Source organism: Methylocystis sp. JAN1 (genome assembly GCF_052186135.1).
Taxonomy (GTDB): domain Bacteria; phylum Pseudomonadota; class Alphaproteobacteria; order Rhizobiales; family Beijerinckiaceae; genus Methylocystis.
This window is the reverse complement of record NZ_CP181499.1, coordinates 1,497,915-1,520,216: the sequence shown is the minus strand read 5'-3', so window position 1 is coordinate 1,520,216 and position 22,302 is coordinate 1,497,915. Positions and strand designations below refer to the sequence as shown.

Sequence of the window (22,302 nt, the reverse complement as noted above, 5' to 3'; positions counted from 1 at the left end):
GTGGCGGCGGTTCTCCGGGGCGGTTTGCCTCTTTTTCTGGAGCATATCATGTCTAGCAAGAATGCGCGTTCCATGACCCGCGCCGCGCTCGGGACGATCTGCCTCGTCGCCCTGATGGCGGCGACTTTTCCCGCGCAGGCGAAAGTTCTCGCCAAGGTGAACGGCGTCGAGATCACGGACGAGGACGTCAAGCTCGCCATGGAAGATCTCGGACCCGGCATTCCGCGCCAGCTCGAAGGCAAGGCGCGCGAAAGCTACATTCTCGACTTCCTCATCGACGAGCAGCTCGTCGTGCAGAAGGCGCAGGCCGACAAGCTCGCCGAAACGCCGGACTTCGCCAAGAAAATGGCCTATCTGCGCGACAAGGCGCTGATGGAGACGCTGCTCGGCGCCGTCGCCAAGACGGCCGCCACCGACGCCGCGATCAAGGCGACCTATGACGAGGCCGCGAAGAACCAGAAGCCCGAGACGGAATACCACGCCCACCACATTCTCGTGCCGACCGAGGACGAGGCCAAAAAGGCGCTCGCCCGCGTGAAGGGCGGCGAGGATTTCACCAAGGTCGCGACCGAGGTGTCGAAAGATCCGGGCTCCAAGGGCGGCGATCTCGGCTGGTTCACCAAGGACCGCATGGTGCCAGAGTTCGGCGAAGCGGCGGCGAAGCTGAAGCCGGGCGAGCTCTCCGAGCCGGTGAAGACGCAGTTCGGCTGGCACATCATCAAGCTCGACGAAACGCGCCCGAAGACCTTCCCGCCGCTGGATCAGGTGAAGGATCAGGTCGCCCGCTATGTCGTGCAGAAGGCCCAGAGCGAGCTCGTCATGAAGCTGCGCGACGGCGCCAAGATCGAGCGCAGCGACCAGCCGGCCGAAGGCGCCAAGGACGCCAAGCCGGCTGCGCCCGCTCCGGCCGCGAAGCCCGCGGAGAAGAAGTAATTCAAAGACCGGCGCGCCCGAAAGGCTCCGGCTTCGTCTAAGGGGCAGGGCGATCGGGTGAACGCTAGGCGCGAGCAAATCCCTCCCCTTTACGGGGCTACCGCATTCACACATCTTGGTTGCGTAGGGCCTGGGGGTCTGATTCCATTTGAAGGAATCGGAGGGACGGACGATGGACGGACGGACGCTGGGTCGCTTTGGCGACGCGCGACTGGAAAAAGGGGGGCCTTTCTGCTTTCCCGGCTGGTGGCGGAGGGCGGCGGGGGCATACGCATTCGTCGGCTCGGCGGCGACCGGGCTGGTGAGATCAGGATCACGCGCTTTCTTCGCAATCGGGCGGTGACCGGCGCGGAGATGTTCGCCACGGCGGCCGCGCGCGCGTCGGCGCGTTGCGCGGGGCGCGCGGTTCTGGCGATTCAGGACACGACGGTCGTCAAGTCCGGGGGCGGCGGCGGACTCTATCTGCATCCGACCCTCGTCGTCGACGCCGAGGACGGTTCGATCGTGGGTCTGGCGCACGCGCAGTTCCTCGAACGCGCGACGGGACGCAAGGCGGATCGGCGTCAGCGGCCGATCGAGGACAAGGAAAGCCGGCGCTGGCTGGAGGGCGCGGCGGCGGCGGCGAAAGTTTGCGCTTCGGCGCGCGAGGTCACGGTCGTGGCCGATCGCGAGAGCGATATTTATTCCGCCTTCGCGCGGCGCCCGCCGGGGGTTCACCTCCTCGTGCGCGCCGCGCAGGACCGCGCGCTGGAGGATGGCGAGCGGCTGTTTGCGCGCCTGGATGCGCTGGAGGAGGCCGGGCGGGCGACGCTGTCGCTTCCGGCCAGGCCCGGACGGCCGGCGCGCGAAGCGACGCTGGCCGTCCGGCATGGGCGCTTTGATCTCGCGCGGCCCAGGAACGGCGCGGCCAGGAACGATCCGTCGACGATCGCGGTCCATCTCGTCGACGTGCGCGAGATCGACCCGCCCCCAGGCGAAAACGTCCATTGGCGTCTGATCACGACGCGCCCCGTCGACGGCCTCGCGCAAGCGCTCGGGGTCGTCGATCTGTATCGACGCCGCTGGGCGATCGAGCAGTTGTTCCGCACGATGAAGACCGACGGCTTCGACATCGAGGCCGTGCGCATGGAAGACGACGCGCCGCGCCAGACCCTGGCGGCCGCGACGTTGATCGCGGCCGTGACGATCCAACAACTCGTCCACGCCCGAGACGGCGGCGACCCGCAACGTCTGCGCCCGCTCCTCGACGCCTTCGAGCCCAAGGACCAACCGCTGCTGGAAGCCTATTGCGCCACCCTCGAAGGCAAGACGCAGCGCCAGAAGAACCCGCATCCGCGAGGGTCCCTGGCCTATGCGTCCTGGGTGCTCGCCCGCCTCGGCGGCTGGACCGGCTATTACGGAAAACCCGGTCCCGTCGTCATGCTCGCCGGATGGCTCAAATTCCAGCACGGAAAATACGCCATCGCCCTCACCCAACCAACGCCGCCGCTAACCAACACAGATGTGTGAATCTGCTAGCCTTTACGGGGAGCGACTATCTGGTCTGTCAAGGATGGACTGGAGGGAAAGCGTCCCTGGCTTCTCTTGCTCTTGCGTTGAGGATGACGAGAAGTTTTCGGGCGAGGGCGATTCGGGCGACCATTTTGGGTTTTCCCTTCTGGATGAGGGCGTTGTGGAAAGCCTTGAGCTTCTTGTCGAAGCGCATTGCGATGCCGGCGACGAGGAAGAGGATGGAGCGAACGCGGGCGCGTCCGCCGCGGATGTGGCGATTGCCCCTGCGGGCGCCGCTGTCGTTGGCGATGGGGGCGAGGCCGGCGAGCTTGACGATCGCCTTGTTGGAATAGACGCCGATCTCCGGGAGCTCGGCGAGGAGGCGGGCGACAGTGCGGTCGGCGACGCCCTTGACGCTGCGCAGGGCGGCGTCGAGGCGCGCCCAGAGCGGATCCTTTTCGATTTCGGCGGCGATCTCCTTCTCGAAGCGGCGGGCCTCCGCATCGAGGAAGGCGATGACGGCCTCGATGCTGCCGCGCGCGAGAGCGTCGCTTGTCGTATGGCGGCGCTGCTTTTGCGTGACGAGGTCGGCGACGATCTGCGAGAGACGCGTGGTCAGCGCCTCGAGACGCTGCTGGGCGTCGCTGGGCGGCTTTGTCTCGACGATGTTGAGGGCGCGGGCGGCGCCGGCGATGAGGCGGGCGTCGATCGCGTCGGTCTTCTCCAGCGCGCCGGCCGCCTTGGCGAAGTCGCGAACCTGGCGGGGATTGACGCGCGCGCAAGGTAGGCCGCTTTTCCAGAGCAGGAGAAAGGCGAGCTTTTCGAGGCCGCCGGTGGCCTCCATGGCGACGAGCGCGACGCCGTGCTCTCGGCAGAAGCCGGCGAGCGCGTCGACGCCCTCGGCGGTGTTGTCGAAGGCGGCGGCGACGTTGGGCCCAGCGACGAAGACGTCGAGGCGCGCCTTGGAAACGTCAACTCCACAAATGATCTTTGCCACGGTAACCTGCCTTGTGCGTGCGATTGCAAATCAAGCGACTGTTCGGTCGTGCGCAGCTGCGGCGACGATCCCAGGCTCCCCGACGGTTGTAGCCAAAGGGTGGGCGGGCGACATCGCCGCGCGTCGGGAGGGATGGCCATCCCTCCCGACGCAGGTCGCTTGAATCTCACAAATCCGTTGATAGGCAGATACAAGGGTGGCCCCGCAAAGCGGGGTCGGGCGGGGTAAGCCCCACCAATATAGTGGCGGCGCGAACCCCACCCGGCGGTCTTCGACCGCCGACCTCCCCGTAAAGGGGAGGTATTGGGCGGCCAACGTCCGAGATTGTCGTTCACCCGATTGCCCTGGTCTAAGGCGCGCGAACGCTTGACGCCGCAGCGCAGCAAGGCCAAACCCGGCGCAGTCTGTCCCTGCTCCGGTGATTCCGATGGCCCATAACGCCCCCCTCTCCCCCCTCTCCCCCCTCGCGCCGGCAACCGTTCCGGAAATCGCGCCGCTCGACGGCGTGCGTTTCGCGGCGGGAGCCGCGGGCATCCGCTATGCCGGCCGCACGGACGTCATGCTCGCCGTCATGGAAGAGGGCGCGACGGTCGCGGGCGTTTTCACAAAGTCCAAATGCCCATCGGCGCCCGTCGACTGGTGCCGCGCGAGGCTCAAGGGCGGCAAGGCCAAGGCGTTGCTCGTCAATTCGGGCAACGCCAACGCCTTCACCGGCAAGATGGGCGCCGACGCGGTGAAGCTCTCCGCCAGGATCGCCGCCGCCGCGACGGGCGCGAGCGACCGTCAGATCTTCATCGCCTCGACCGGCGTCATCGGCGAGCCGCTCGACGCCTCGAAATTCGACGGCGTGCTGGAAAATCTCGCCAGGGAGGCGCGGCCGGATGCGTGGCGGGAAGCGGCGCGCGCCATCATGACGACGGACACCTTCCCCAAGCTCGCGACGCGCCAGGCGACGATCGGCGGGGTGGAGGTGACGATCAGCGGCATGGCCAAGGGCGCCGGCATGATCGCTCCCGACATGGCGACCATGCTCTCCTTCGTCTTCACGGACGCGCCCATCGCCGCCGAGGCGCTGCAGGCGATGCTCTCCAAGGCCGTGCAGGGCACGTTCAACGCCATTACCGTAGACAGCGACACATCGACCTCCGACACGCTGCTGCTCTTTGCGACGGGCGCGGCCAGGAAGCGCGGCGCGCCGAAGATCGAGAAGGCGACCGACAAGCGCCTCGTCGCGTTCAAGAAGGCGCTCGAGGCGGTTCTGCTCGATCTCGCGCATCAGGTGGTGAAGGACGGCGAAGGGGCGCGCAAATTCGTCGAAGTGACGGTGACGGGCGCCGAGAGCGCCAAGGCGGCCAAGAAGATCGCGCTCTCCATCGCCAATTCGCCGCTTGTGAAGACCGCCATCGCCGGCGAGGACGCCAATTGGGGCCGCGTCGTCATGGCGGTCGGCAAATCCGGCGAATATGCCGAGCGCGACAAGCTCGCAATATGGTTCGGCGGCGTGCGCGTCGCCTTCAAGGGTCTGCGCGACCCCGCTTACAATGAGCAGGAAGTCTCGGAGATCATGAAGCGACAGGAGATCGTCATCAATGTCGATCTCGGTCTGGGCTCGGGCGCCGCGACCGTGTGGACCTGCGATCTGACAAAGGAATATGTCGCGATCAACGGGGACTATCGAAGCTAAACGCTCTCTCCGCCGTCACTGCGAGCATATTTTCGGAGCCGCGCATACCCGCTTTCCCAGAAGCGCGAAGCAGTCCGGGGTTCCCGCCCCCGGACTGCTTCGTCGTTCCGCCCCTCGCGACGACGACCATGGAGGGGGCTGACTGAGGCCCGCGCCGACACAAGCAATTTCAAGCCTGCTTGCCTTGCGTCCTCCAAGCTGAAACTATGCCATAAGCGCAAACATTCGCTTGGAGAGTTTCGCGTATGCATTTCTCGCGTCTTTCTATGATTCCCCTTCTCCTCCCCCTTTTCTCCTGCAACTCGGCGCCGCCCGCGCCGCAACTGCGTTTCGACGCGGCCGAGGCGGCCTATCTGGACAAGCCCGGCAAGACGGCGGTCCGCGGGCAGGCTTTTCTGCCAGACAAGACCGGCAAGGTGGATGTGCGTTACGCGGCGGGCGAGACGGTGCGGCTCATCCCCGATACGAGCTATGCGCGGGCGCGGCTCGATTATTATTTCCACGGCGCCAAATTCGCCCCTGCGGCGTCCATTCAGCAGAACGATCCCGACCCCGCTTATGTCGCCCATACCCGCACGGCGAAGGCCGGCCCCACAGGGCGCTTCATTTTCGAGAACGTGCCGCCGGGACGTTATTATGTTTCGACGCAGGTGATCTGGAAGGCGGAGAACGCCTTTCGCTCCGAAGGCGGCCTGATATATGAGGAAGTCACCGTCACCGGAGCGGAAGAAAAGCCGGTGGAGGTCATCGTCTCCGGCAAATAAGGGCCCCCATGAAGCTCCTCCTCGTCGTCGCCTGCGCGCTTGTCGACGTCGATAACCGCGTGCTCATCGCGCAGCGCCCCGAGGGCAAGCAACTTGCGGGGCTATGGGAATTCCCCGGCGGCAAGCTCGATCCCGGCGAGCGGCCGGAGGACGCGCTCATTCGCGAACTCGCCGAGGAACTGTCCATCACGGTGAAAGCCCCCTGCCTCGCGCCGCTCACTTTCGCGAGCCACGCCTATGACGAATTTCACCTGCTGATGCCGCTCTATGTCTGCCGCAAATGGGAGGGCTTCTTGCGTCCGGCGGAAGGACAGGCGGTGAAATGGGCGCGCGCCCGCGACTTGCGCAATTACGACATGCCGCCCGCCGACGCGCCGCTGATTGCGCCGCTTGTCGACCTTCTGGGCTAGAGTCAAAACCGCAAGGTTCGCGCGCCCGCCGAATCTCAGCCGCGCGACAATTACGACGGGGGTGAAGGACGACAAACCTCGCCCATGCTGAGGACGCCCCGCACGAGCCGTCCCAAAACGCGAGGACGAGCGTTCCGGATGGTGGAAAACGAGGGTTTCCTCCTCCGGCGGCTTCTCGGGAGGAGGAAACCTTCGCCCGGCCGTCCCGCAACAATCCGCTGTCATTGCGCCGAAACAGACTGCCTTTTAGTATCTTTTCCATGTCGACGATGGACCAGGTCGCAAGCGACCTCCCCACCGCCCGGGGATTGAGTCGCAAGGAAAGCTATGCGTTCGGCAAGAGCCTTCGCGGGGCCATTCCGCGCGAGGCGCTCGCCGATTACGCGCCTCCGGCCGGCCGCGACCCGATCGCCATCATCAAGGAAACGGTGCGCGCGCGTTTGAAGTCGCTGCGCCCCATGCGCCGGGAGCTGATGACGGCCGCGCCATTCGCCTTCTTGCGCGGCGCGGCGGACGTCATGGCTTTCGACCTTTCCCGCCAGCTTGCGCCGGGCGTGAAGGCGCAGGCCTGCGGCGACTGCCATCTGATGAATTTCGGCGCCTATTCGTCGCCCGAGGGAAATGTCCTTTTCGACGTCAACGATTTCGACGAGACTGCGCCGGAGGTCGATATCGTCTACGATCTGCGGCGCCTCGCCTCAAGCGTTGCGGTCGCGGGTTTGGAGATGGGCTATTCCCACGGCGAAGCGCGCCAATTCGCCCGCCGCGCGGCGAAAACCTACCGGACGCGGATGCTCCAGCTCGCCGTCATGCCGCCTTACGACATATGGAACGTGCGCGTGCATCTGAAGGACGTCGTCAAGACGCTGCGAGATCGCGTCCTGCACGAGAAGCTGAGCGCGGCGATCTATGCGGGCAAGGGCCCCGAGGACAGGACCGACGGGCTTCCCAAAATCGAGAAAACGAGCAGCGGGTGGCGCTTCGTCGACAAGCCGCCAAAGCTGCTCCATCTCGACGCCATGGATGACGAAGAGGCGCGCCTCGATCTGCCAAAGCTCTTCGAAGGCCTGGTTCAGGACGGACTGCAGCCGCCCGTTTCATCGCTTTTCGCGCGCTATCGCCTCTGCGACACAGCCTTCAAGGCGGTCGGCGTCGGCAGCGTCGGCGTGTTTTGCGCGATCGCGCTTTACATGTCGGCGGACGACGAGCCGCTCGCCTTGCAGATCAAGGCGGCCCAGCCTTCGGCGCTGGAGCGTTTCGGCGTCGCGCGCTGGAAAGGACCTTCGGGAAAGCGCGTGGCCTCGGGCCAGCGCGTCATGCAGGCGGCGACGGACATGTTCCTCGCGGCCGCGGATGAGCGCGGCGCCGAGGAGGGCCGCTTCTATATGCGCCATCTCAAGACGCGCCGCCTGAGCGGCATAGCGGAGCTGCTGAAGGACCAGGCCTTCCCGCGCTATGTCGAGCTTTGCGGCAGCACGCTCGCGCGCGCCCATGCGCGCTCCTCGCAACCGGCGATATCGGCCGGCTACATGGGCAAGGGCGACGCCTTTGACGACGCGATGGCCTCTTTCGCGATGCTCTATGCGAAGCAGAACGCCATGGACCACCAAGCCTTCTGCGCCGACCCCGACGCCATTTAGCCCTGCTCTCTGATCATCGCGAAGCCGGCGGGGACCGAGAGCGTCCAGATCAGCCCTTCCGGCGGGAAGCTCAACGTCGCTTCGCCGTCCAGCGCCAGGGCGACAAGTTTCTTGACGACCTTGTGTCCGAAGCCTTCTCGCGGCGGCGTGACGAGGGCCGGTCCGCCGATCTCGCGCCACTCAATGTTCAGCCGGTCTTTGTCGAAGCCCCATTTCAGCGAAATGCTTCCCTCCGGACGCGACAGCGCGCCATAGCTCAGCGCGTTGGTCGCAAGCTCGTGCAGCGCCAGCCCGATATTCTGCGCGGCTTCCGGCTTCAGCATGATCTCCGGCCCGTCGATCGCCGCATGGTCCCTCAAGCTGTCTTTCGCCACGTCCAGGCAATAGGCCATTTGCGCGAGCGCTAGATCGTGCATGGACGCGCCGCGCCAGTCCTGCGACACAAGAATGTCGTGGGCCATGGAAAGCGCCTGCAGGCGCGCGCTGAATTTGCGCTGGAATTCCTCCACCGAGGGCGCGCCGGCCGCCGTCTGGCGCGACATGGCCTGCACGACGGCGAGCAGATTTTTCGAGCGATGCACCAGCTCGCGCAGCAGGACGCGCACATGCTGCTCGCGCATCTTACGCTCGGTGATGTCGCGCGCCGTGCCGAGAATGCGCACGGCCCGGCCGTTCTCGAAAAAGGTGCGGCCGCGGATCGAGACCCAGCGCTCGACCTTGTCGCTTACGCCGATCACGCGATATTCAATCTCGTAGTCCCCCTCATAGCCCGGATCGAGCGCGAGGCCGACCGCCTCCTTGCTGCGCCGCCGATCCTGCGGATGAATGGCGCTTCGGAAAACGTCGAAGCCGGGCTCGATATCGTCGGGCAGGCCCCATAATTGCCGCACCCGCGCGTCGAGATGCACGGCGCCGGTGACGAGATTCCAGTCCCACACCCCCGTTCGGCCCGCGTCCAGCGCGAGTTGCATCCGCTCGAGCGCATAGGCCTGATCCTTGATCGCGTCGCAGCCGGAAGGCGCGGTCCGCGCCTCGCCGGCGTCGGAGAGAGTGTCCGTATCGCTCACGCATCACCTGTATCTGAAGCGCGCCCATTATAGGCCCTGACAAGCGTCCACGCGAGCGCCTGAGCGTCAGGGCTTCGCCCCCTCCCAGCCCTTCCCCACTTCGCAGGAGCGGGAGCGGAGCGCAGCCTTAATCAGATTGCGCTGCGTTTGGGCGTGACGGGCGCTCTAAACGTCCAGAAGCTCGGTTGCAAAAGCCGCCTTCTCCTGAATAAAGGCGAAGCGCGCCTCGGGCTTGTTGCCCATCAGCCGTTCGACGCAATCGGCGACGTCGTCACGCTCCTCGCCTGCAAGAACGACCTTGAGCAGCGTGCGCCTGGCGGGATCCATTGTCGTCTCCTTGAGCTGCTGCGCGCTCATCTCGCCGAGACCTTTGAAGCGGTTGGCCTCCACCTTGCCCTTGCCGGTCAGCACGGTCCTGATCAATTCCTCGCGATGGTCGTCATCGCGCGCATAGACCGTCTTAGGCCCCTGCGTCAGCTTGTAGAGCGGCGGCTGCGCCAGATAGAGATGGCCCTTCTCGATGAGCCTCGGCATCTGCCGGTAGAAGAAGGTGATGAGCAGCGACGCGATATGGGCGCCGTCGACGTCGGCGTCGGTCATCACGATCACCTTCTCGTAGCGCAGCTCCTCCTCGCGATAATGCGAGCCCAGGCCGCAGCCGAGCGCCTGGGTGAGATCGGCGAGCTGCTGATTGGCGAGGAGCTTGTCCTTCGTCGCGGAGGCGACGTTGAGGATCTTGCCGCGCAGGGGCAGCACCGCCTGCGTCGCGCGGTTGCGCGCCTCCTTGGCGGAGCCGCCGGCCGAGTCGCCTTCGACGATGAAAAGCTCCGACCCCTGCGCCGAATTGTTGGTGCAGTCGACGAGCTTGCCCGGCAGGCGCAATTTGCGCGTCGCGGTCTTGCGCGCCACGTCCTTCTCCGCCTTGCGGCGCATGCGCTCCTCGGCGCGCGACACGGCGAAATCGAGAAGCTTGTTCGCCTGCGTCGGCGCGGCGGCGAGCCAGTGATCGAACGCGTCGCGCACGGTCTGCTCGACGATGCGCGAGCCCTCGACGCTCATCAGCCGGTTCTTGGTCTGGCCCTGGAACTGCGGATCGTGGATGAAGACGGAAATCATCGCCGCCGCAGATCCCATGAGATCCTCGGCGGTCACGTCCTTGAAGCGCTTGGACTGATTGGTGCGGTCGGCGTGGTCCTTCAGCCCTTTCATCAGCGCAAGGCGGAAGCCCGCCTCATGCGTGCCGCCGTCCGGCGTCCAGACGGTGTTGCAGTAGGAATTGATGAAGCCGTCATCCTCGGCGAACCAGGCGATCGCCCATTCGAGCGAGCCGTGCCCGCCCTCCCGCGTCACCTTGCCGGCGAAGGGCTGATCCGTGACGAGCTCCTTGCCATGCGTCTCGCGCGCGAGATAGTCCTTGAGGCCGCCCGGAAAGCAGAGCACGGTCTCGGCGGGAATGTCCGAGCCGGGCTCGATCAGCGAGGGATCGCAGCGCCAGCGGATTTCGACGCCGCCGAAGAGATAGGCCTTGGAGCGCGCCATGCGGAAGAGCCGCGCGGGCTTCCAATGGGCGCCCGGATCGAAGATCTGCGCATCCGGCTTGAAGCGGACGCGCGTGCCGCGGCGGTTATTGATCTTGCCGACATTCTGCAGCTTGCCGAGCGGCAGGCCGCGGGAAAACTCCATTCGATAGAGTTGCTGGTCGCGCGCGACCTCGACCTCGACCTTCTCCGACAGCGCGTTCACGACCGAAACGCCGACGCCGTGCAGGCCGCCCGACGTCTGATACGCGCCGCTGTCGAATTTGCCGCCGGCGTGGAGGACGGTCATGACGACTTCAAGCGCCGACTTGTCCTTCATCTTGGGATGCGGGCCGACCGGAATGCCGCGGCCATTGTCGGTGACGGTCAGCCAGCCGCCCGGCTCCACCGTCACCTCGATGAAGGAGGCGCAGCCGGCGACGGCCTCGTCCATCGAATTGTCGAGCACTTCCGCGAAGAGATGGTGCAACGCGGTCTCGTCCGTGCCGCCAATATACATGCCGGGACGCCGCCGGACGGGCTCCAGCCCCTCCAGCACCTCGATGGAGCCGGCGTCATACTCGGCGGGCGTTGTTTTTGCTGCGGGTCTGGGCGCGGGCGCCTTGCGGGGCGCGCCGCCGAAAAGATCGGGTTTCGTGGCCATGGCCCCGATATTAGCGCGATTCGAGAGCCTGCGCGCGATGCTTGAGCCGGAGCCCGGAAAGACCCTGAAATCAGGCCAGTTTAGCCGCAGCCAGCCGCGCCGCGCGCGGCTCGATGATCTGCCGGAAGGCCGCGAGCGGCCTGGGCTCGCTGATCAGATAGCCCTGAATTTCATTACAGCCGAAGCTGTGCAGCATGCGCAGTTGGGACTGCGTCTCAATGCCTTCAGCCGTCGTCTTGACGCCGAGCTCGTGCGCGAGCCCGATAATGGCGCGTATGATCGAGGCCGTCTCGCGCCGGATATCCACTTCCTGCACGAAGGAGCGGTCGATCTTGATTCGATCCACCGGAAAGGCGCGAAGATGCGAGAGCGCCGAAAAGCCCGTGCCGAAATCGTCGAGGGCGATGGATACGCCGAGTTGACGCAGATCGCTCAGACAGCCATGCGTCGCCGGATTTTCGAGCAGAAGCGCGGATTCCGTGATTTCGAGCTCCAGGCGGGCGGGGGAAATATTGCAGGCGGCGATCGTGGCCGCGACGTCGAGCGCCAAACCCGGCCGCATGAGCTGCGTCGGAGACAGATTCACCGCGATCCGCATATGCGCCGGCAGCGTCGCCCCCAGGAGACAGGCCTCCCGCAGCACCCAATCGCCAATCTCGTAAATGAGCCCGGCCTTTTCGGCGATGGGCAGGAATTCCGTCGGGCTTAGCAGCCCGTAGCCGGGACGGCGCCAGCGGAGCAGCGCCTCGAAGCCGGATACCTCCAGCGCGACGAGATCCACGATGGGCTGGAAGTAGAGCGCGAACTCGGCCCGCCGGAGCGCTTGCTCCAGCTCCCGCTCCAACCGCCAGCGGGAGGCGATTTTCGCCTCCATCCGAGAGTCGAAGAAACTGAAGCATCGACCGACATTGGCCTTCGCCTCGTAGAGAGCGAGATCGGCCTTTTTCATGAGCTGCGCGAGGTCGAAGCCGTCCTGCGGCGCGCACGCGATGCCGATGCTCGCGCCGACGGACGCCATCGTCTCGCCGAGAGGCGCGGGCTCGACAACCGCCGCCGCCAGCCGCCGAGCCAGCTCCTCGATCGCGTCAACGCTTGCGGCGGGATATTGGAGGACGACGAACTCATCGCCGCCCATGCGCGCCAGAAACTCCCCCGGCCTGAGCGCCGTACGCAGCCTCTGCGTGACGGTTTTGAGGAGCATGTCGCCGGCCTGATGGCCAAGCGTGTCGTTGACGCTCTTGAAATCGTCGAGATCGATCCAGTGAATGGCGACGCCAACCCCGTCTTTCGCCGCGCTCGCCAGGGCGTCGCGCGCATGCTGCTCGAACGACGCGCGATTGGCCGCTCCGGTGAGCGGGTCGTAATAGGCGAGCCGCTGAATGCTCTCCTTGCGCTCCTCCTGCTCCATGGCGATGGCGCAGAGATTGACGCAGGCCTGCACGATCGTGCGCTCCAGGGCGTTCGGCCCGCGGCGCTCCCGGTAATAAAAAGCGAATGTCCCGATCACCCGTCCGTCCGACGCATAGATCGGCGAGGACCAGCAGGCGCGCAGGCCGAGCGGCAGGGCGAGACCCTTATAGGCCGCCCAGAGCGGGTCGCCTTCGATGTCGACGACTTCCACAGGTTCGCGCAGATAGGCCGCCGTCCCGCAAGAGCCGGCCTGCGGTCCGATCGCCAAGCCGTCGATGGCGTCGGAGAAGCTTTTTGACAGGCTAGGCGCCGCCAGCGGATGCAGCCGTCCCGCCGCGTCGACAGCGAGGATGGAGCAGACGACGTCCGGCGCGAGACGCTCCGCCCGGAGGCAGAGCCGGTTCATGACGAGCCCGACCGGCAGGTCGCGCGCCACGCCTTCGAGCACGTCGTGCTGCAAGGCGCGCAATCCGAGCATTGTGGGCTTCTCACAGCCCGCGCAGTTCAAATCAGACATTGTCGCCCGCAAAAACTCACACGCCCGACCCGCCAAACGGCGCGCCCCGGCCGGCTTCCCCGCCGCCGAGACGACGAGCCGCCGGCGGCGTCAAGTAAACGATGTAGTTCCGCCCAAGATGCATGCGAAAACTTAAGAAAATTCCTCCAAAACGCGGACTTAGTCTTCACCAGCCGCCGACGGCGGTCCAAACCGGACAACTGTTTTACCTTGCTGCAAGCAGAACCGCCTTAGCTTTGCGGCGACTTGTTCTGGAGCGCCCCATGTCCCTGCCGACTGTCGTCATCTGCGTCGATCACGCCTATGTCAGTGGCGGCCAATCCAAGGTCGCCATCGAAAGCGCCGTGGGGCTCAAGGCGGCCGGCGCGCGCGTAATCTTCTTCGCGGCCTGCGGTCCCGTGGACGAGCGGCTCGCCGCTGCCGGCGTCGAAGTCGTCTGCCTCGGCCAGCATGACATTCTGGGCAATCCCTCGCGGCTCGCCGCGGCGCGGCAGGGCGTCTGGAACGCGCGGGCAGCCGCCGTTCTCGAGAAGACGCTGGACCAGCTCTCCTACGACCGCACCATCGTGCATGTGCATGGCTGGGCGAAGGCGCTGTCGCCTTCCATTGCGAAACCCATACGGGCGGCCAATCTTCCGGCCGTCTACACCATGCACGAATATTTCCTGCATTGCCCGAATGGCGGCTTCTATGACTTTCGAAAAGGCGCGGTCTGCCCCTTAAAGCCCATGTCCGCCGCCTGCTGGCTGACGAATTGCGACTCGCGCAACTATCCCTTCAAGCTGTGGCGCAACGTCCGCATGTTCGTCGCGCAGCGCGTCGCGCATCTAGCGGAAACCTTCTCGGACATCGTCCTGCTCTCCGACCTGCAGGAAAAAGCGCTTGCGGCCTGCCTGCCGACGGGGGCCGCGATCCATCGCGTGACGAACCCGGTCGAAGCCGAGCCGCTCGGCCGTAAGGCGGACCCGCGCAGCGGCGACTTCCTTTTCGTCGGACGCCTCTCCGCCGAGAAAGGGGCCTTCCTTTTCGCGGAAGCCGCGCGCCGCGCCGGCGCGACGCCGGTCTTTGTCGGCGACGGGCCCATCGCGGCGGAGTTGCAGGCGCGCTTCCCGCAGGCGCGGCTCATGGGCTGGAAGTCGCCGCAACAGGCGCGCCAGGCCATGCGGGCGGCGCGCGCGCTCGTCTTCCCGTCCTTATGGTACGAGACCTTCGGCCTCACCGCCCTCGAAGCCAAGGCCATGGGGACGCCCGCCATCGTCGCCGATGGCTGCGCGGCGCGCGAGGCCGTCGAAGACCGCGTCACGGGCCTCTGGTTCAAGAGCGGCGACGCGGACTCGCTCGCCTCGGCGATCCGGGAGCTGAAGAATGATGCGGCGATCGCCGAAATGTCGGGGCGGGCCTATGACGCCTATTGGGCTGCGCCCGCGACGCTCGAACGGCATGTGGCCGGGACGCTCGCCGTTTACGAGGAAATGCTCGCGCGACGCGCCGCCGCCTGACGGGAAATTTTCCTGCAATCGACGCAGAGCGCATCCTGCGGTAAAGACGACGCAATGAAATAATTGCGTCAACGGCGCCGTCCTCCCCGCTCCCCAGGCGGGGAGAGGAGCCCCGCCCGATCGATTCGATCAATGGCGGGCGACCCAAAGACGCTCGAAAATCGCAGGACAGAAGATGAAACGCCTCTTCGCCCTCTTCGCCGCCGTCCTCTTAGCGACGCCAGCCAGCGCCGAGAGCCTGCGCCTCGCCCTGCAGAAGACGGGCACCGCCGGCTGGGAGATGGCGGTCGTAAAGGCTTTCGGCCTCGACAAGGAGGCCGGGCTCGACCTGGAGGTGGCCGAGCTTGCGTCGCCCGAGGCCGGCAAGATCGCCATTCAGGGCGGAAGCGCCGACATCATCGTCTCCGACTGGCTGTGGGTCGCACGCGAGCGGGCGCAAGGGGCCAGGCTCACCCTTTACCCCTATTCCACCGGCGTCGGCGCCGTGATGACCAAAGACGCCTCGATCAGGAGCGTGAAGGATCTCGCGGGCAAGAAGCTCGGCGTCGCCGGCGGGCCGCTCGACAAGAGCTGGCTGATGCTGAAAGCCCATGCGCTGAAACAGGGCGTCGATCTCGAAAAGAGCGCGACGGTCCTCTACGGCGCGCCGCCGCTCATCGCGGAAAAAGCCTTGCAGGGCGAGATCGACGCCGCGCTCGAATTCTGGAATTTCGCCGCCGATCTGGAAGGCAAGGGCTTCGCGCGCGCAATCGAGATCGCGGATGTGGAGAAAGCGCTCGGCGCCGAGGGCGACGTGGCGATCACCGGTTATGTTTTCGACGATGGCTTCGCGGCGAAGAACAGGGACGCGCTGTCGCGCTTTTTCGCCATGGCGGGAAGGGCGAAAGCGCTCATTGCGAGCGACGACAAGGCCTGGGCGGCGGCGGCGAGCCGCATCGGCCCAAAGGGCGCCGCGACGCTCGACATCTACCGCAAGCGCTATGTCGCGGGAATTCCCAGGCGCACGGTGGCGCAGGAGGAAGCCGACGCGGCGGTTCTTTACAAGACGCTCGCCGAGATCGGCGGCGAGAAGCTCGTCGGTCCCGGAAAGGCGCTCGATCCCGGAACATTCTACAAGGGCGGCGAGGCCGCCACGCGGTGATCCGCCAATTTGTCCGCAAGGAGTTGCTCCGCGAAGGTCTGATCCGCCTCGCCTCTCTCGCGGCGCTCTTCGCCGCCTGGCAGGCCGCCGCCTGGTTTTCCGATCCGCGCCGGCTGCCAGGGCCGGCGCCGGTCTTCGGGGCCATCGTCGAAGAAGCCCGTTCCGGCGCGCTCTTCTCGAACCTCGCCGCCACCCTCGCGCGCGTCGTCGCCTCCTTCGCGCTCGCCATGAGCCTTGGCGCGGCGATCGGCTATCTCATGGGACGCAACAGGCTCGCCGACCGGCTGCTCGATCCCTGGCTCGTCTTTCTCCTCAATCTGCCGGCGCTCGTCGTCATCGTGCTCGCTTATGTCTGGGCGGGGCTGACGGAAGCTGCGGCGATCGGCGCCGTCGCGCTCAACAAGCTGCCCAACGCCGTCGTCACGATCCGCGAAGGCGCCCGCGCGCTCGATCACCACCTTGACGAAATGGCGCAGGCCTTCCGTTTTTCGCGCGCGGCGCGGCTGAGACATGTGATCCTGCCGCAGCTTGCCCCCTATTTCGCGGCGGCGACGCGCTCGGGGCTTTCGCTCGTGTGGAAGATCGTGCTCGTCGTGGAGCTGCTCGGCCGCTCCAACGGAGTCGGCTTCGAGATCAATATGGCGTTCCAGCAGTTCGACATGAAATTGCTCTTCGCCTACGCCCTTCCCTTCGTCGCCCTCATGCTGGGCGTCGAGACATTTCTGGTGCAGCCCCTTGAACGACACGTCGCCCGCTGGCGGCGCGGCGCCGCTCGACGTCGCGATCGCGCATAAGGACCATCATCTCGCCGACGGGCGACCGTTGCGCGCGCTCGAAGGTTTGCGCCTGACTCTGCCCTTTGGACAGGCGGGCGCCGTCGTCGGCCCGTCGGGCTGCGGCAAGACGACGCTTTTGCGCCTGATCGCGGGGCTCGACCGCGATTTCGCGGGCCACATACGCCTTCCCGCGCATGGACGGCTGGGCATGGTGTTTCAGGAGCCGCGCCTGCTGCCGTGGCGCAGCGTCGCGGATAATATCCGCATCGCCGCGCCGGAAGCCGCCGAGCGCGAGATCGCCGCGCTTCTCGCCGAATTGTCGCTCGCCGAACACGCGGCGCATTTTCCCGGCGAATTGTCGTTGGGCCTCGCACGCCGCGTCTCGCTCGCCCGCGCGCTCGCGGTGAAGCCAGATCTGCTGCTTCTGGACGAACCGCTCGTCTCGCTCGACGCCGCGCTGGCGCGCGACCTGCGCGACCGCATCGCCGCGCTCATCGAGGAGAGGCGCATCACGACGTTCATCGTGACCCATGACCTTTCGGAAGCGATCGCCCTTGCGGACCGCATCTTCCTTCTCTCGCCCCGACCCGCCCATGTCGTCGAGACGCTGGATATCCCGGAGCCGCGTGGCCGGATGGCGAAAGACGCCGCGCAGGCGCTGGAGGCGCGCGCCCGCGCGGCGCTTTCGGCCGCGCGTCAATAGTGGTGGTGGGGCAGGCTTTCGACGCCGGTCATCATGCCGAGCACGCTCGCAAGACTGTCTGGCGCAATCTGCTCGGCATGGCCGACGCGTTCGGCGTGGAAGGCATCGAGCCGCATGGGCCCGAAGCAATCCATGTCGAAGAGGCCGTTTCCGCGCGCGGTGATCACGACCGAGCGGACGCCGCGCGGATTGGGGTGATTGAGCCGCAGGCTGACATGGGAATGGTCGTCGGCGGCGACGCGGGCGCCGATCTCTCTCAGGCTGGCCTCGCCGCCGAGATGCTGCACGACTTCATTGCAAAGCCCGTCATAGGTCGTCATTTCGCTCACCATCGATCCATGCCGAAGGCGGCTTTCGGGTGAGAGAGCCGCAACTGTTCCGGCATGGTTGACGATGGCGCCGGCTTCCAAATTTTTCGTTGTAAAATTGCCAGCCAGAGACGGTCACCAGTCGATTTCATTCCCGCGAAAATCGACATAGCGGCGCGTGCCGGAAAGCGTGAGGCTTTCCGCAACGCGAATAATCCCCGCGACGCTCTCCTCGACCGACAGCGTCGCGTCCGGCCCGCCCATATCGGTGCGCACCCAGCCGGGATGCATGGCGACGACGGCGATCCCCTCGGGCCTCAGATCGTCGGCGAGGCATTGCGTGATCTTGTTGAGCGCGGCTTTCGAGGCGCGATAGCCGACGTTGAACGTTCCCTCCAGCGCCATGGAGCCGAGCACGCTGGACATCATGACGACGCGCGGATTCTCGCCCCGCCTGATCAGCGGCAGAAAAGCCTGCACGACCCGCAGCGGCCCGAGCGTGTTGACGTTGAAAAGATCGAGCACGCCGTCGAAATCCATGTCGAGCGCGCTCTGACGCTGCGGCCCATAGGCGCCGGCGTTGGCGATGAGCGCGTCGATTGGCTCGGCCACGGCGCCGGCCGCCGCGCGGATCCGCGCCTCGTCGCGCGTGTCGAAGACGAGAACGCGGCCCTTGCGTCCCGCCGGAGCCAGGGCGGCGTCGAGCGCGGCGCGGCCCGCTTCGCTTCGCACGCTCGCCGTCACGCGCTCGCCGCGCGACGCGAGCTGGCGCGCCAGCTCCAGCCCAATGCCCCGGCTCGCGCCGGCGATCAACCAATGCGACATGGAAAAATCTCCGTGGGTCTCGCTCGGCCCTTCATATAGCGCGGCGTCTTGTCTTTGGCTCTCGCAGTGCTAGCGTGGCGCGACGAAAGCGAGGGCCACGAATGACGGCGCCAGAGAGCGAGAGCGGCAAGGCCAGTTATTTCGACGGCTATGTCGAAAAGCGTCGCGCGGTCGATCTCGTCTTCGGCCCGGCGCTGGAGATCGTCGAAAGCGGGGCCCTGCTCGCGGCCTGGCCCTATGCGGAGGTCCGCCGCCTCCCGCCGCCGGGCGGCGTGATGCGGCTCAAGGCGCTGGGGGCGCCGAAAGGCGCCTGGCTCGAAATCGACGACCTTGCGACGCGGGCCGAGATCGAGCGCCATTGCCCGCTGCTCGCCGGCGAGAAGGCGCAGCCCAATCGGGAAGGCCGCAAAAGGCTTGCCTACGGCCTTGCCGGCGCCGCCCTGTTCGGCGCCTTTCTTTGGGGCGGCGTGCCGCGAATGGCGGGGATCATCGCGCCCGTCATCCCCGTCGAATGGGAAAAGAAGCTCGGCGAGAGCGCCGACGAAGAGGTGCGAAAGACCTTCTCCGGCAAGACCTGCGCCGCGCCCGCCGGCGCCGCCGCCTTGAAAAAGCTGTCGCAGCGGCTCCAGGACGCCGCGCATCTGCGCCTGCCGGCGACGATTGAGGCGATCGAGTCGAAAATTCCCAACGCCTTCGCCCTGCCCGGCGGCAAGGTCTATCTCCTGTCCGGCCTCCTCGACAAAGCCGAGAGCCAGGATGAGATCGCCGGGGTGCTTGCCCATGAGCTCGGCCACCTGGATCATCGCGACCATTTGCGCCGCATCGTCGCGACGGGCGGCACGGCGCTTCTCATCGGGCTCGTTTTCGGCGACGTGAGCGGCGGCTCGGCCATGATCATTGTCGGCAATTCGCTTTTCAACGCCGCCCATTCCCGCGAAAACGAAAGCGAGGCCGACGGGTTCGCGGCGCAGACCATGGCCGCGCTCGGCCGGCCCGCCAGGCCTATGGGCGAGCTGCTGCTGCGGATCACCGGCGAAAACAACGGCGGCCCGTTGAGCATCTTGCAGGATCACCCGTTGAGCGAGGATCGTCTCGCCAGGCTCGCGAAAGCGACCCAGGGCGAAACGGCGCCGCCGCTGCTGAGCGCGGAGGAGTGGAAGGCGCTGAAGGGGATTTGCGGGTGACTTGGCTGCGGGGAGCCCCTTCTCCCCGCGAGCGGGGAGAAGGGATAATTCCTTACATCGCGGCCGAGGCGTGCTCCATCTTCGCCACGCCCGACTTCACCGCGGCCTGCACCTTCTCGAAGGCGCGAACCTCGATCTGGCGCACGCGCTCGCGGGAGACGCCGAACTCCTCGGAGAGCTGCTCCAGCGTCACCGGATCGTCGGCGAGGCGCCGCGCCTCGAAGATGCGGCGCTCGCGCGGATTGAGCACGTCAAGCGCGCCGCGCAGGGCGGCGAGACGGTTGTTGCTTTCTTCCTGCGCGACGAGAATGCGCTCCTGATCGTCGCTGCCGTCGACGAGCCAGTCCTGCCATTCGCCCTCGCCTTCCTCGCGCAGCGGCGCGTTGAGCGAGGCGTCGCCGCTCATGCGGCGGTTCATCTCGATCACGTCCTGCTGCGAGACGCCGAGGCGCGTCGCGATCTTCTCGACGTTCTCGGGCCGCAAATCGCCCTCCTCAAACGCCGAGATCTTGCTCTTCGCCTTGCGCAGATTGAAGAACAGCTTCTTCTGGCTCGCCGTGGTGCCCATCTTCACGAGCGACCAGGAACGCAGGATATATTCTTGAATCGAGGCGCGGATCCACCACATCGCATAGGTGGCGAGGCGGAAGCCGCGGTCCGGCTCGAAGCGCTTGACGGCCTGCATCAGGCCGACATTGCCCTCCGAAATGATCTCGCCGATCGGCAGGCCGTAGCCGCGATAGCCCATCGCGATCTTCGCGACGAGGCGCAGATGCGAAGTGACGAGCTCGTGGGCCGCCTTCGGGTCTTCGTGTTCGCGCCAGCGCTTGGCGAGCATATATTCCTGCTGCGGCTCCAGCATGGGGAAACGACGAATTTCGGCGAGGTAGCGGGCGAGGCCGCCTTCCGCGACGATAGGCAAGGAATTCGCCATATTGCGTCCCTCCTGGCGGGCTCCCAGGCGACGGCGAGCCCGCAATGGGCGATCGCGCTATCGCCGATCGCAACAGGGAGAGTATAGGCCGGAAAAGCCGGCCGGGAAAATGACCGCCGCGTGACAAGTCGCTAAAGTCGGGATTAAGATTCTGTAATATTTCGAACGACGCAAGCTGCGCGGGAGGGGATAAGACTTCGCCGCCCGCGCGTTAGGATTTCATTTACTCATCGTGCCGAGCACGCCGCGCAGAATCTCCTTCGCGATGCGCGTCCCCGCCTCCCGGGCCGCGCTCTGCACGGCCGAGCGCATGGCGGCCTCGGCGGGGGACAGGCGCTTGCCTTTGGCGGAGCCGAACAGCGCGCCAAGCACCCCGCCAATGACGCCGCCGAGCATGCCGCCCGCCCCGCTCTTGCCCGGGCCGCCGCCCTGCAAGGTCTCGAAAGCGGATTCGCGATCCACCGGCTGATCGTATTTCCCGACGAATTTGCTGCCCGCAATCACCGCGGCGCGCTCTTCCGGCGTCACCGGGCCGACGCGGGCGGCGGGGGGCGCGATGAGAACGCGGTCGACCATTTCGGGCGCGCCCTTGTCGCCGAGCATGGAGACGAGCGCTTCGCCCACGGCGAGACGCATGATCGCCTCAGTCGTGTCGAAAGCCGGGTTTTTGCGGAAAGTCTCGGCGGCCGCGCGCACCGCCTTCTGGTCGCGCGGCGTGAAGGCGCGCAGCGCGTGCTGGATGCGGTTGCCGAGCTGGCCGAGAACCGTATCCGGCACGTCCAGAGGATTTTGCGTGACGAAGTAAACGCCGACGCCTTTCGATCGAATGAGGCGCACGACCTGTTCGATCGCGGAGAGCAGCGCCTTGGGCGCGTCCTGGAAGAGAAGATGCGCTTCGTCGAAGAAGAAGACGAGCTTGGGTTTTTCGAGATCGCCCACCTCGGGCAGGGTCTCGAAAAGCTCGGAGAGCATCCACAAAAGAAACGTCGCGTAGAGACGCGGCGAGCGCATCAGCTTCTCGGCGGCGAGAATGTTGACGACGCCGCGTCCGTCGCGATCGGCGCGGATGAAATCGCCGATATCGAGCTGCGGCTCCCCGAAGAATTTGTCGCCGCCCTGAGTCTCCAGCACGAGGAGCTGGCGCTGGATGGCGCCGACGGTGGCGGGCGCGATATTGCCGTATTTGACCTTGAATTCGGCGGCGTGGTCTGCGACGTAAGTCAGCGCCGCGCGCAGATCCTTCAGGTCGAGCAGCAAAAGCCTTTGCTCGTCCGCGACCTTGAAGACGATGTTGAGAACGCCTTCCTGCGTGTCGTTGAGTTCGAGCAGGCGGGAAAGAAGCAACGGCCCCATTTCGGACACCGTTGCGCGCACCATATGCCCCTGCTCGCCAAAGACGTCCCAGAAGACGACCGGGAAACGATCGGGTTCGTAGCGAAGGCCGATTTCTTCCGCGCGCTTGACGAAAGCGGGCTTGGCGTCGCCCGGCTGCGACAGGCCCGCGAGGTCGCCCTTCACGTCGGCGAGAAAGACGGCGGTTCCCGCATTGGAGAACCCTTCCGCAAGAAGTTGCAGCGACACGGTCTTGCCGCCGCCGGTCGCTCCAGAGATCAGTCCGTGACGATTGCCGAGCGGCAGAGCGAGGTAGCGATAGGCGCGCGCGCCGTCATGCGTCGCGCCGACAAGAATCTTTCCAGGGACGGCGTTCGGACTCTCGGTCTTCGTATCGCTCATGGGTCGGCTCTCGGCGCGCGCTCTTCCAGAATCAGGGAGCGGCCGAGGCTACATCATTCCGACCAGGGTCGCACGCCGCGCGGCCGGCGCCGCGCGGCGCCCGC

19 protein-coding genes are annotated in these 22,302 nt (G+C 66.1%); 11 read left to right on the top strand and 8 right to left on the bottom strand.

Annotated elements, in window-relative coordinates; translation table 11 throughout:
• Positions 1 to 48 precede the first annotated feature (48 nt).
• Both ACNHKD_RS07135 and ACNHKD_RS07130 read left to right on the top strand, forming a co-directional pair.
• Positions 49 to 933: a peptidylprolyl isomerase gene (locus ACNHKD_RS07135; protein ID WP_442756381.1), complete on the top strand. Its 885-nt coding sequence runs from the start codon at positions 49 to 51 to the stop codon at positions 931 to 933.
• Positions 934 to 1,179: 246 nt separating this feature from the next.
• Positions 1,180 to 2,442 carry an IS4 family transposase gene (locus tag ACNHKD_RS07130; protein WP_442754317.1) on the top strand — a complete coding sequence of 421 codons (1,263 nt, stop codon included), beginning with the start codon at positions 1,180 to 1,182 and terminating at the stop codon, positions 2,440 to 2,442.
• Between the two features lie 37 nt (positions 2,443 to 2,479).
• Here ACNHKD_RS07130 and ACNHKD_RS07125 read toward each other — a convergent pair whose 3' ends face one another.
• Entirely contained in the window at positions 2,480 to 3,421 is a 942-nt protein-coding gene (locus ACNHKD_RS07125; RefSeq protein WP_442753421.1) for an IS110 family transposase, read from the bottom strand.
• 427 nt (positions 3,422 to 3,848) lie between these two features.
• Between ACNHKD_RS07125 and argJ the strand changes: the two genes are divergently transcribed.
• The 4 genes from argJ to ACNHKD_RS07105 all read left to right on the top strand — a co-directional run bounded on the left by argJ (position 3,849) and on the right by ACNHKD_RS07105 (position 7,919).
• On the top strand, positions 3,849 to 5,105 hold the full coding sequence (gene argJ / locus ACNHKD_RS07120) for a bifunctional glutamate N-acetyltransferase/amino-acid acetyltransferase ArgJ (protein ID WP_442756380.1): 1,257 nt from the start codon (positions 3,849 to 3,851) through the stop codon (positions 5,103 to 5,105).
• Between the two features lie 266 nt (positions 5,106 to 5,371).
• Positions 5,372 to 5,869, top strand: coding sequence for a carboxypeptidase regulatory-like domain-containing protein (locus ACNHKD_RS07115; protein ID WP_442756379.1), 498 nt, complete (start codon positions 5,372 to 5,374; stop codon positions 5,867 to 5,869).
• Positions 5,870 to 5,877: 8 nt separating this feature from the next.
• A complete protein-coding gene (locus ACNHKD_RS07110) occupies positions 5,878 to 6,279 on the top strand; it encodes a (deoxy)nucleoside triphosphate pyrophosphohydrolase (protein WP_442756378.1) in 402 nt (133 codons plus the stop codon).
• Between the two features lie 260 nt (positions 6,280 to 6,539).
• Positions 6,540 to 7,919 (top strand): DUF2252 domain-containing protein, encoded by a 1,380-nt coding sequence (locus tag ACNHKD_RS07105; RefSeq protein ID WP_442756377.1) that lies wholly within the window; start codon positions 6,540 to 6,542, stop codon positions 7,917 to 7,919.
• Here the strand turns inward: ACNHKD_RS07105 and ACNHKD_RS07100 are convergent.
• The 3 genes from ACNHKD_RS07100 to ACNHKD_RS07090 form a co-directional block, all read right to left on the bottom strand.
• On the bottom strand, positions 7,916 to 8,986 hold the full coding sequence (locus ACNHKD_RS07100) for a sensor histidine kinase (RefSeq protein WP_442756376.1): 1,071 nt from the start codon (positions 8,984 to 8,986) through the stop codon (positions 7,916 to 7,918). The two genes, ACNHKD_RS07105 and ACNHKD_RS07100, sit on opposite strands and share 4 nt — an antisense overlap.
• Positions 8,987 to 9,151: 165 nt before the next feature.
• Positions 9,152 to 11,167, bottom strand: coding sequence for a DNA topoisomerase IV subunit B (parE, locus tag ACNHKD_RS07095; RefSeq protein ID WP_442756375.1), 2,016 nt, complete (start codon positions 11,165 to 11,167; stop codon positions 9,152 to 9,154).
• Positions 11,168 to 11,237: 70 nt separating this feature from the next.
• Positions 11,238 to 13,055, bottom strand: a complete 1,818-nt coding sequence (locus ACNHKD_RS07090; RefSeq protein ID WP_442756374.1) for a putative bifunctional diguanylate cyclase/phosphodiesterase — start codon at positions 13,053 to 13,055, stop codon at positions 11,238 to 11,240.
• Between the two features lie 302 nt (positions 13,056 to 13,357).
• On the opposite strand from ACNHKD_RS07090, the gene ACNHKD_RS07085 reads away from it, so the two are divergent.
• The 4 genes from ACNHKD_RS07085 to ACNHKD_RS07070 all read left to right on the top strand — a co-directional run bounded on the left by ACNHKD_RS07085 (position 13,358) and on the right by ACNHKD_RS07070 (position 17,213).
• A complete protein-coding gene (locus tag ACNHKD_RS07085) occupies positions 13,358 to 14,593 on the top strand; it encodes a glycosyltransferase (protein WP_442756373.1) in 1,236 nt (411 codons plus the stop codon).
• A 175-nt stretch (positions 14,594 to 14,768) separates the two neighbouring features.
• A complete protein-coding gene (locus ACNHKD_RS07080; protein ID WP_442756372.1) occupies positions 14,769 to 15,734 on the top strand; it encodes an ABC transporter substrate-binding protein in 966 nt (321 codons plus the stop codon).
• Between the two features lie 38 nt (positions 15,735 to 15,772).
• Positions 15,773 to 16,528: an ABC transporter permease gene (locus ACNHKD_RS07075; protein ID WP_442756858.1), complete on the top strand. Its 756-nt coding sequence runs from the start codon at positions 15,773 to 15,775 to the stop codon at positions 16,526 to 16,528.
• Complete coding sequence (locus ACNHKD_RS07070) at positions 16,470 to 17,213, top strand: ABC transporter ATP-binding protein (RefSeq protein ID WP_442756371.1); 744 nt, start codon at positions 16,470 to 16,472, stop codon at positions 17,211 to 17,213. Before ACNHKD_RS07075 ends, ACNHKD_RS07070 begins: the two co-directional genes overlap by 59 nt.
• Here ACNHKD_RS07070 and ACNHKD_RS07065 read toward each other — a convergent pair.
• Positions 17,207 to 17,545 (bottom strand): hypothetical protein, encoded by a 339-nt coding sequence (locus ACNHKD_RS07065; RefSeq protein ID WP_442756370.1) that lies wholly within the window; start codon positions 17,543 to 17,545, stop codon positions 17,207 to 17,209. The two genes, ACNHKD_RS07070 and ACNHKD_RS07065, sit on opposite strands and share 7 nt — an antisense overlap.
• Before the next feature lie 111 nt (positions 17,546 to 17,656).
• Entirely contained in the window at positions 17,657 to 18,346 is a 690-nt protein-coding gene (locus ACNHKD_RS07060) for an SDR family oxidoreductase (protein ID WP_442756369.1), read from the bottom strand.
• 101 nt (positions 18,347 to 18,447) lie between these two features.
• On the opposite strand from ACNHKD_RS07060, the gene ACNHKD_RS07055 reads away from it, so the two are divergent.
• Complete coding sequence (locus ACNHKD_RS07055; RefSeq protein WP_442756368.1) at positions 18,448 to 19,530, top strand: M48 family metallopeptidase; 1,083 nt, start codon at positions 18,448 to 18,450, stop codon at positions 19,528 to 19,530.
• 52 nt (positions 19,531 to 19,582) lie between these two features.
• Here the strand turns inward: ACNHKD_RS07055 and rpoH are convergent, their stop codons facing one another.
• A complete protein-coding gene (rpoH, locus tag ACNHKD_RS07050; protein ID WP_442756367.1) occupies positions 19,583 to 20,464 on the bottom strand; it encodes an RNA polymerase sigma factor RpoH in 882 nt (293 codons plus the stop codon).
• Between the two features lie 219 nt (positions 20,465 to 20,683).
• Entirely contained in the window at positions 20,684 to 22,198 is a 1,515-nt protein-coding gene (locus ACNHKD_RS07045; RefSeq protein WP_442756366.1) for a helicase HerA-like domain-containing protein, read from the bottom strand.
• Between the last annotated feature and the right edge of the window lie 104 nt (positions 22,199 to 22,302).

Excerpts from the sequence above, each read along its gene's own strand:
- parE (WP_442756375.1), bottom strand. The coding sequence starts at position 11,167 with ATGGCCACGAAACCCGATCTTTTCGGCGGCGCGCCCCGCAAGGCGCCC.
- ACNHKD_RS07045 (WP_442756366.1), bottom strand. The coding sequence starts at position 22,198 with ATGAGCGATACGAAGACCGAGAGTCCGAACGCCGTCCCTGGAAAGATT.
- ACNHKD_RS07085 (WP_442756373.1), top strand. The coding sequence starts at position 13,358 with ATGTCCCTGCCGACTGTCGTCATCTGCGTCGATCACGCCTATGTCAGT.
- ACNHKD_RS07110 (WP_442756378.1), top strand. The coding sequence starts at position 5,878 with ATGAAGCTCCTCCTCGTCGTCGCCTGCGCGCTTGTCGACGTCGATAAC.
- ACNHKD_RS07105 (WP_442756377.1), top strand. The coding sequence starts at position 6,540 with ATGTCGACGATGGACCAGGTCGCAAGCGACCTCCCCACCGCCCGGGGA.
- ACNHKD_RS07055 (WP_442756368.1), top strand. The coding sequence starts at position 18,448 with ATGACGGCGCCAGAGAGCGAGAGCGGCAAGGCCAGTTATTTCGACGGC.
- argJ (WP_442756380.1), top strand. The coding sequence starts at position 3,849 with ATGGCCCATAACGCCCCCCTCTCCCCCCTCTCCCCCCTCGCGCCGGCA.
- ACNHKD_RS07115 (WP_442756379.1), top strand. The coding sequence starts at position 5,372 with ATGATTCCCCTTCTCCTCCCCCTTTTCTCCTGCAACTCGGCGCCGCCC.
- ACNHKD_RS07080 (WP_442756372.1), top strand. The coding sequence starts at position 14,769 with ATGAAACGCCTCTTCGCCCTCTTCGCCGCCGTCCTCTTAGCGACGCCA.
- rpoH (WP_442756367.1), bottom strand. The coding sequence starts at position 20,464 with ATGGCGAATTCCTTGCCTATCGTCGCGGAAGGCGGCCTCGCCCGCTAC.
- ACNHKD_RS07090 (WP_442756374.1), bottom strand. The coding sequence starts at position 13,055 with ATGCTCGGATTGCGCGCCTTGCAGCACGACGTGCTCGAAGGCGTGGCG.
- ACNHKD_RS07060 (WP_442756369.1), bottom strand. The coding sequence starts at position 18,346 with ATGTCGCATTGGTTGATCGCCGGCGCGAGCCGGGGCATTGGGCTGGAG.
- ACNHKD_RS07065 (WP_442756370.1), bottom strand. The coding sequence starts at position 17,545 with ATGGTGAGCGAAATGACGACCTATGACGGGCTTTGCAATGAAGTCGTG.
- ACNHKD_RS07135 (WP_442756381.1), top strand. The coding sequence starts at position 49 with ATGTCTAGCAAGAATGCGCGTTCCATGACCCGCGCCGCGCTCGGGACG.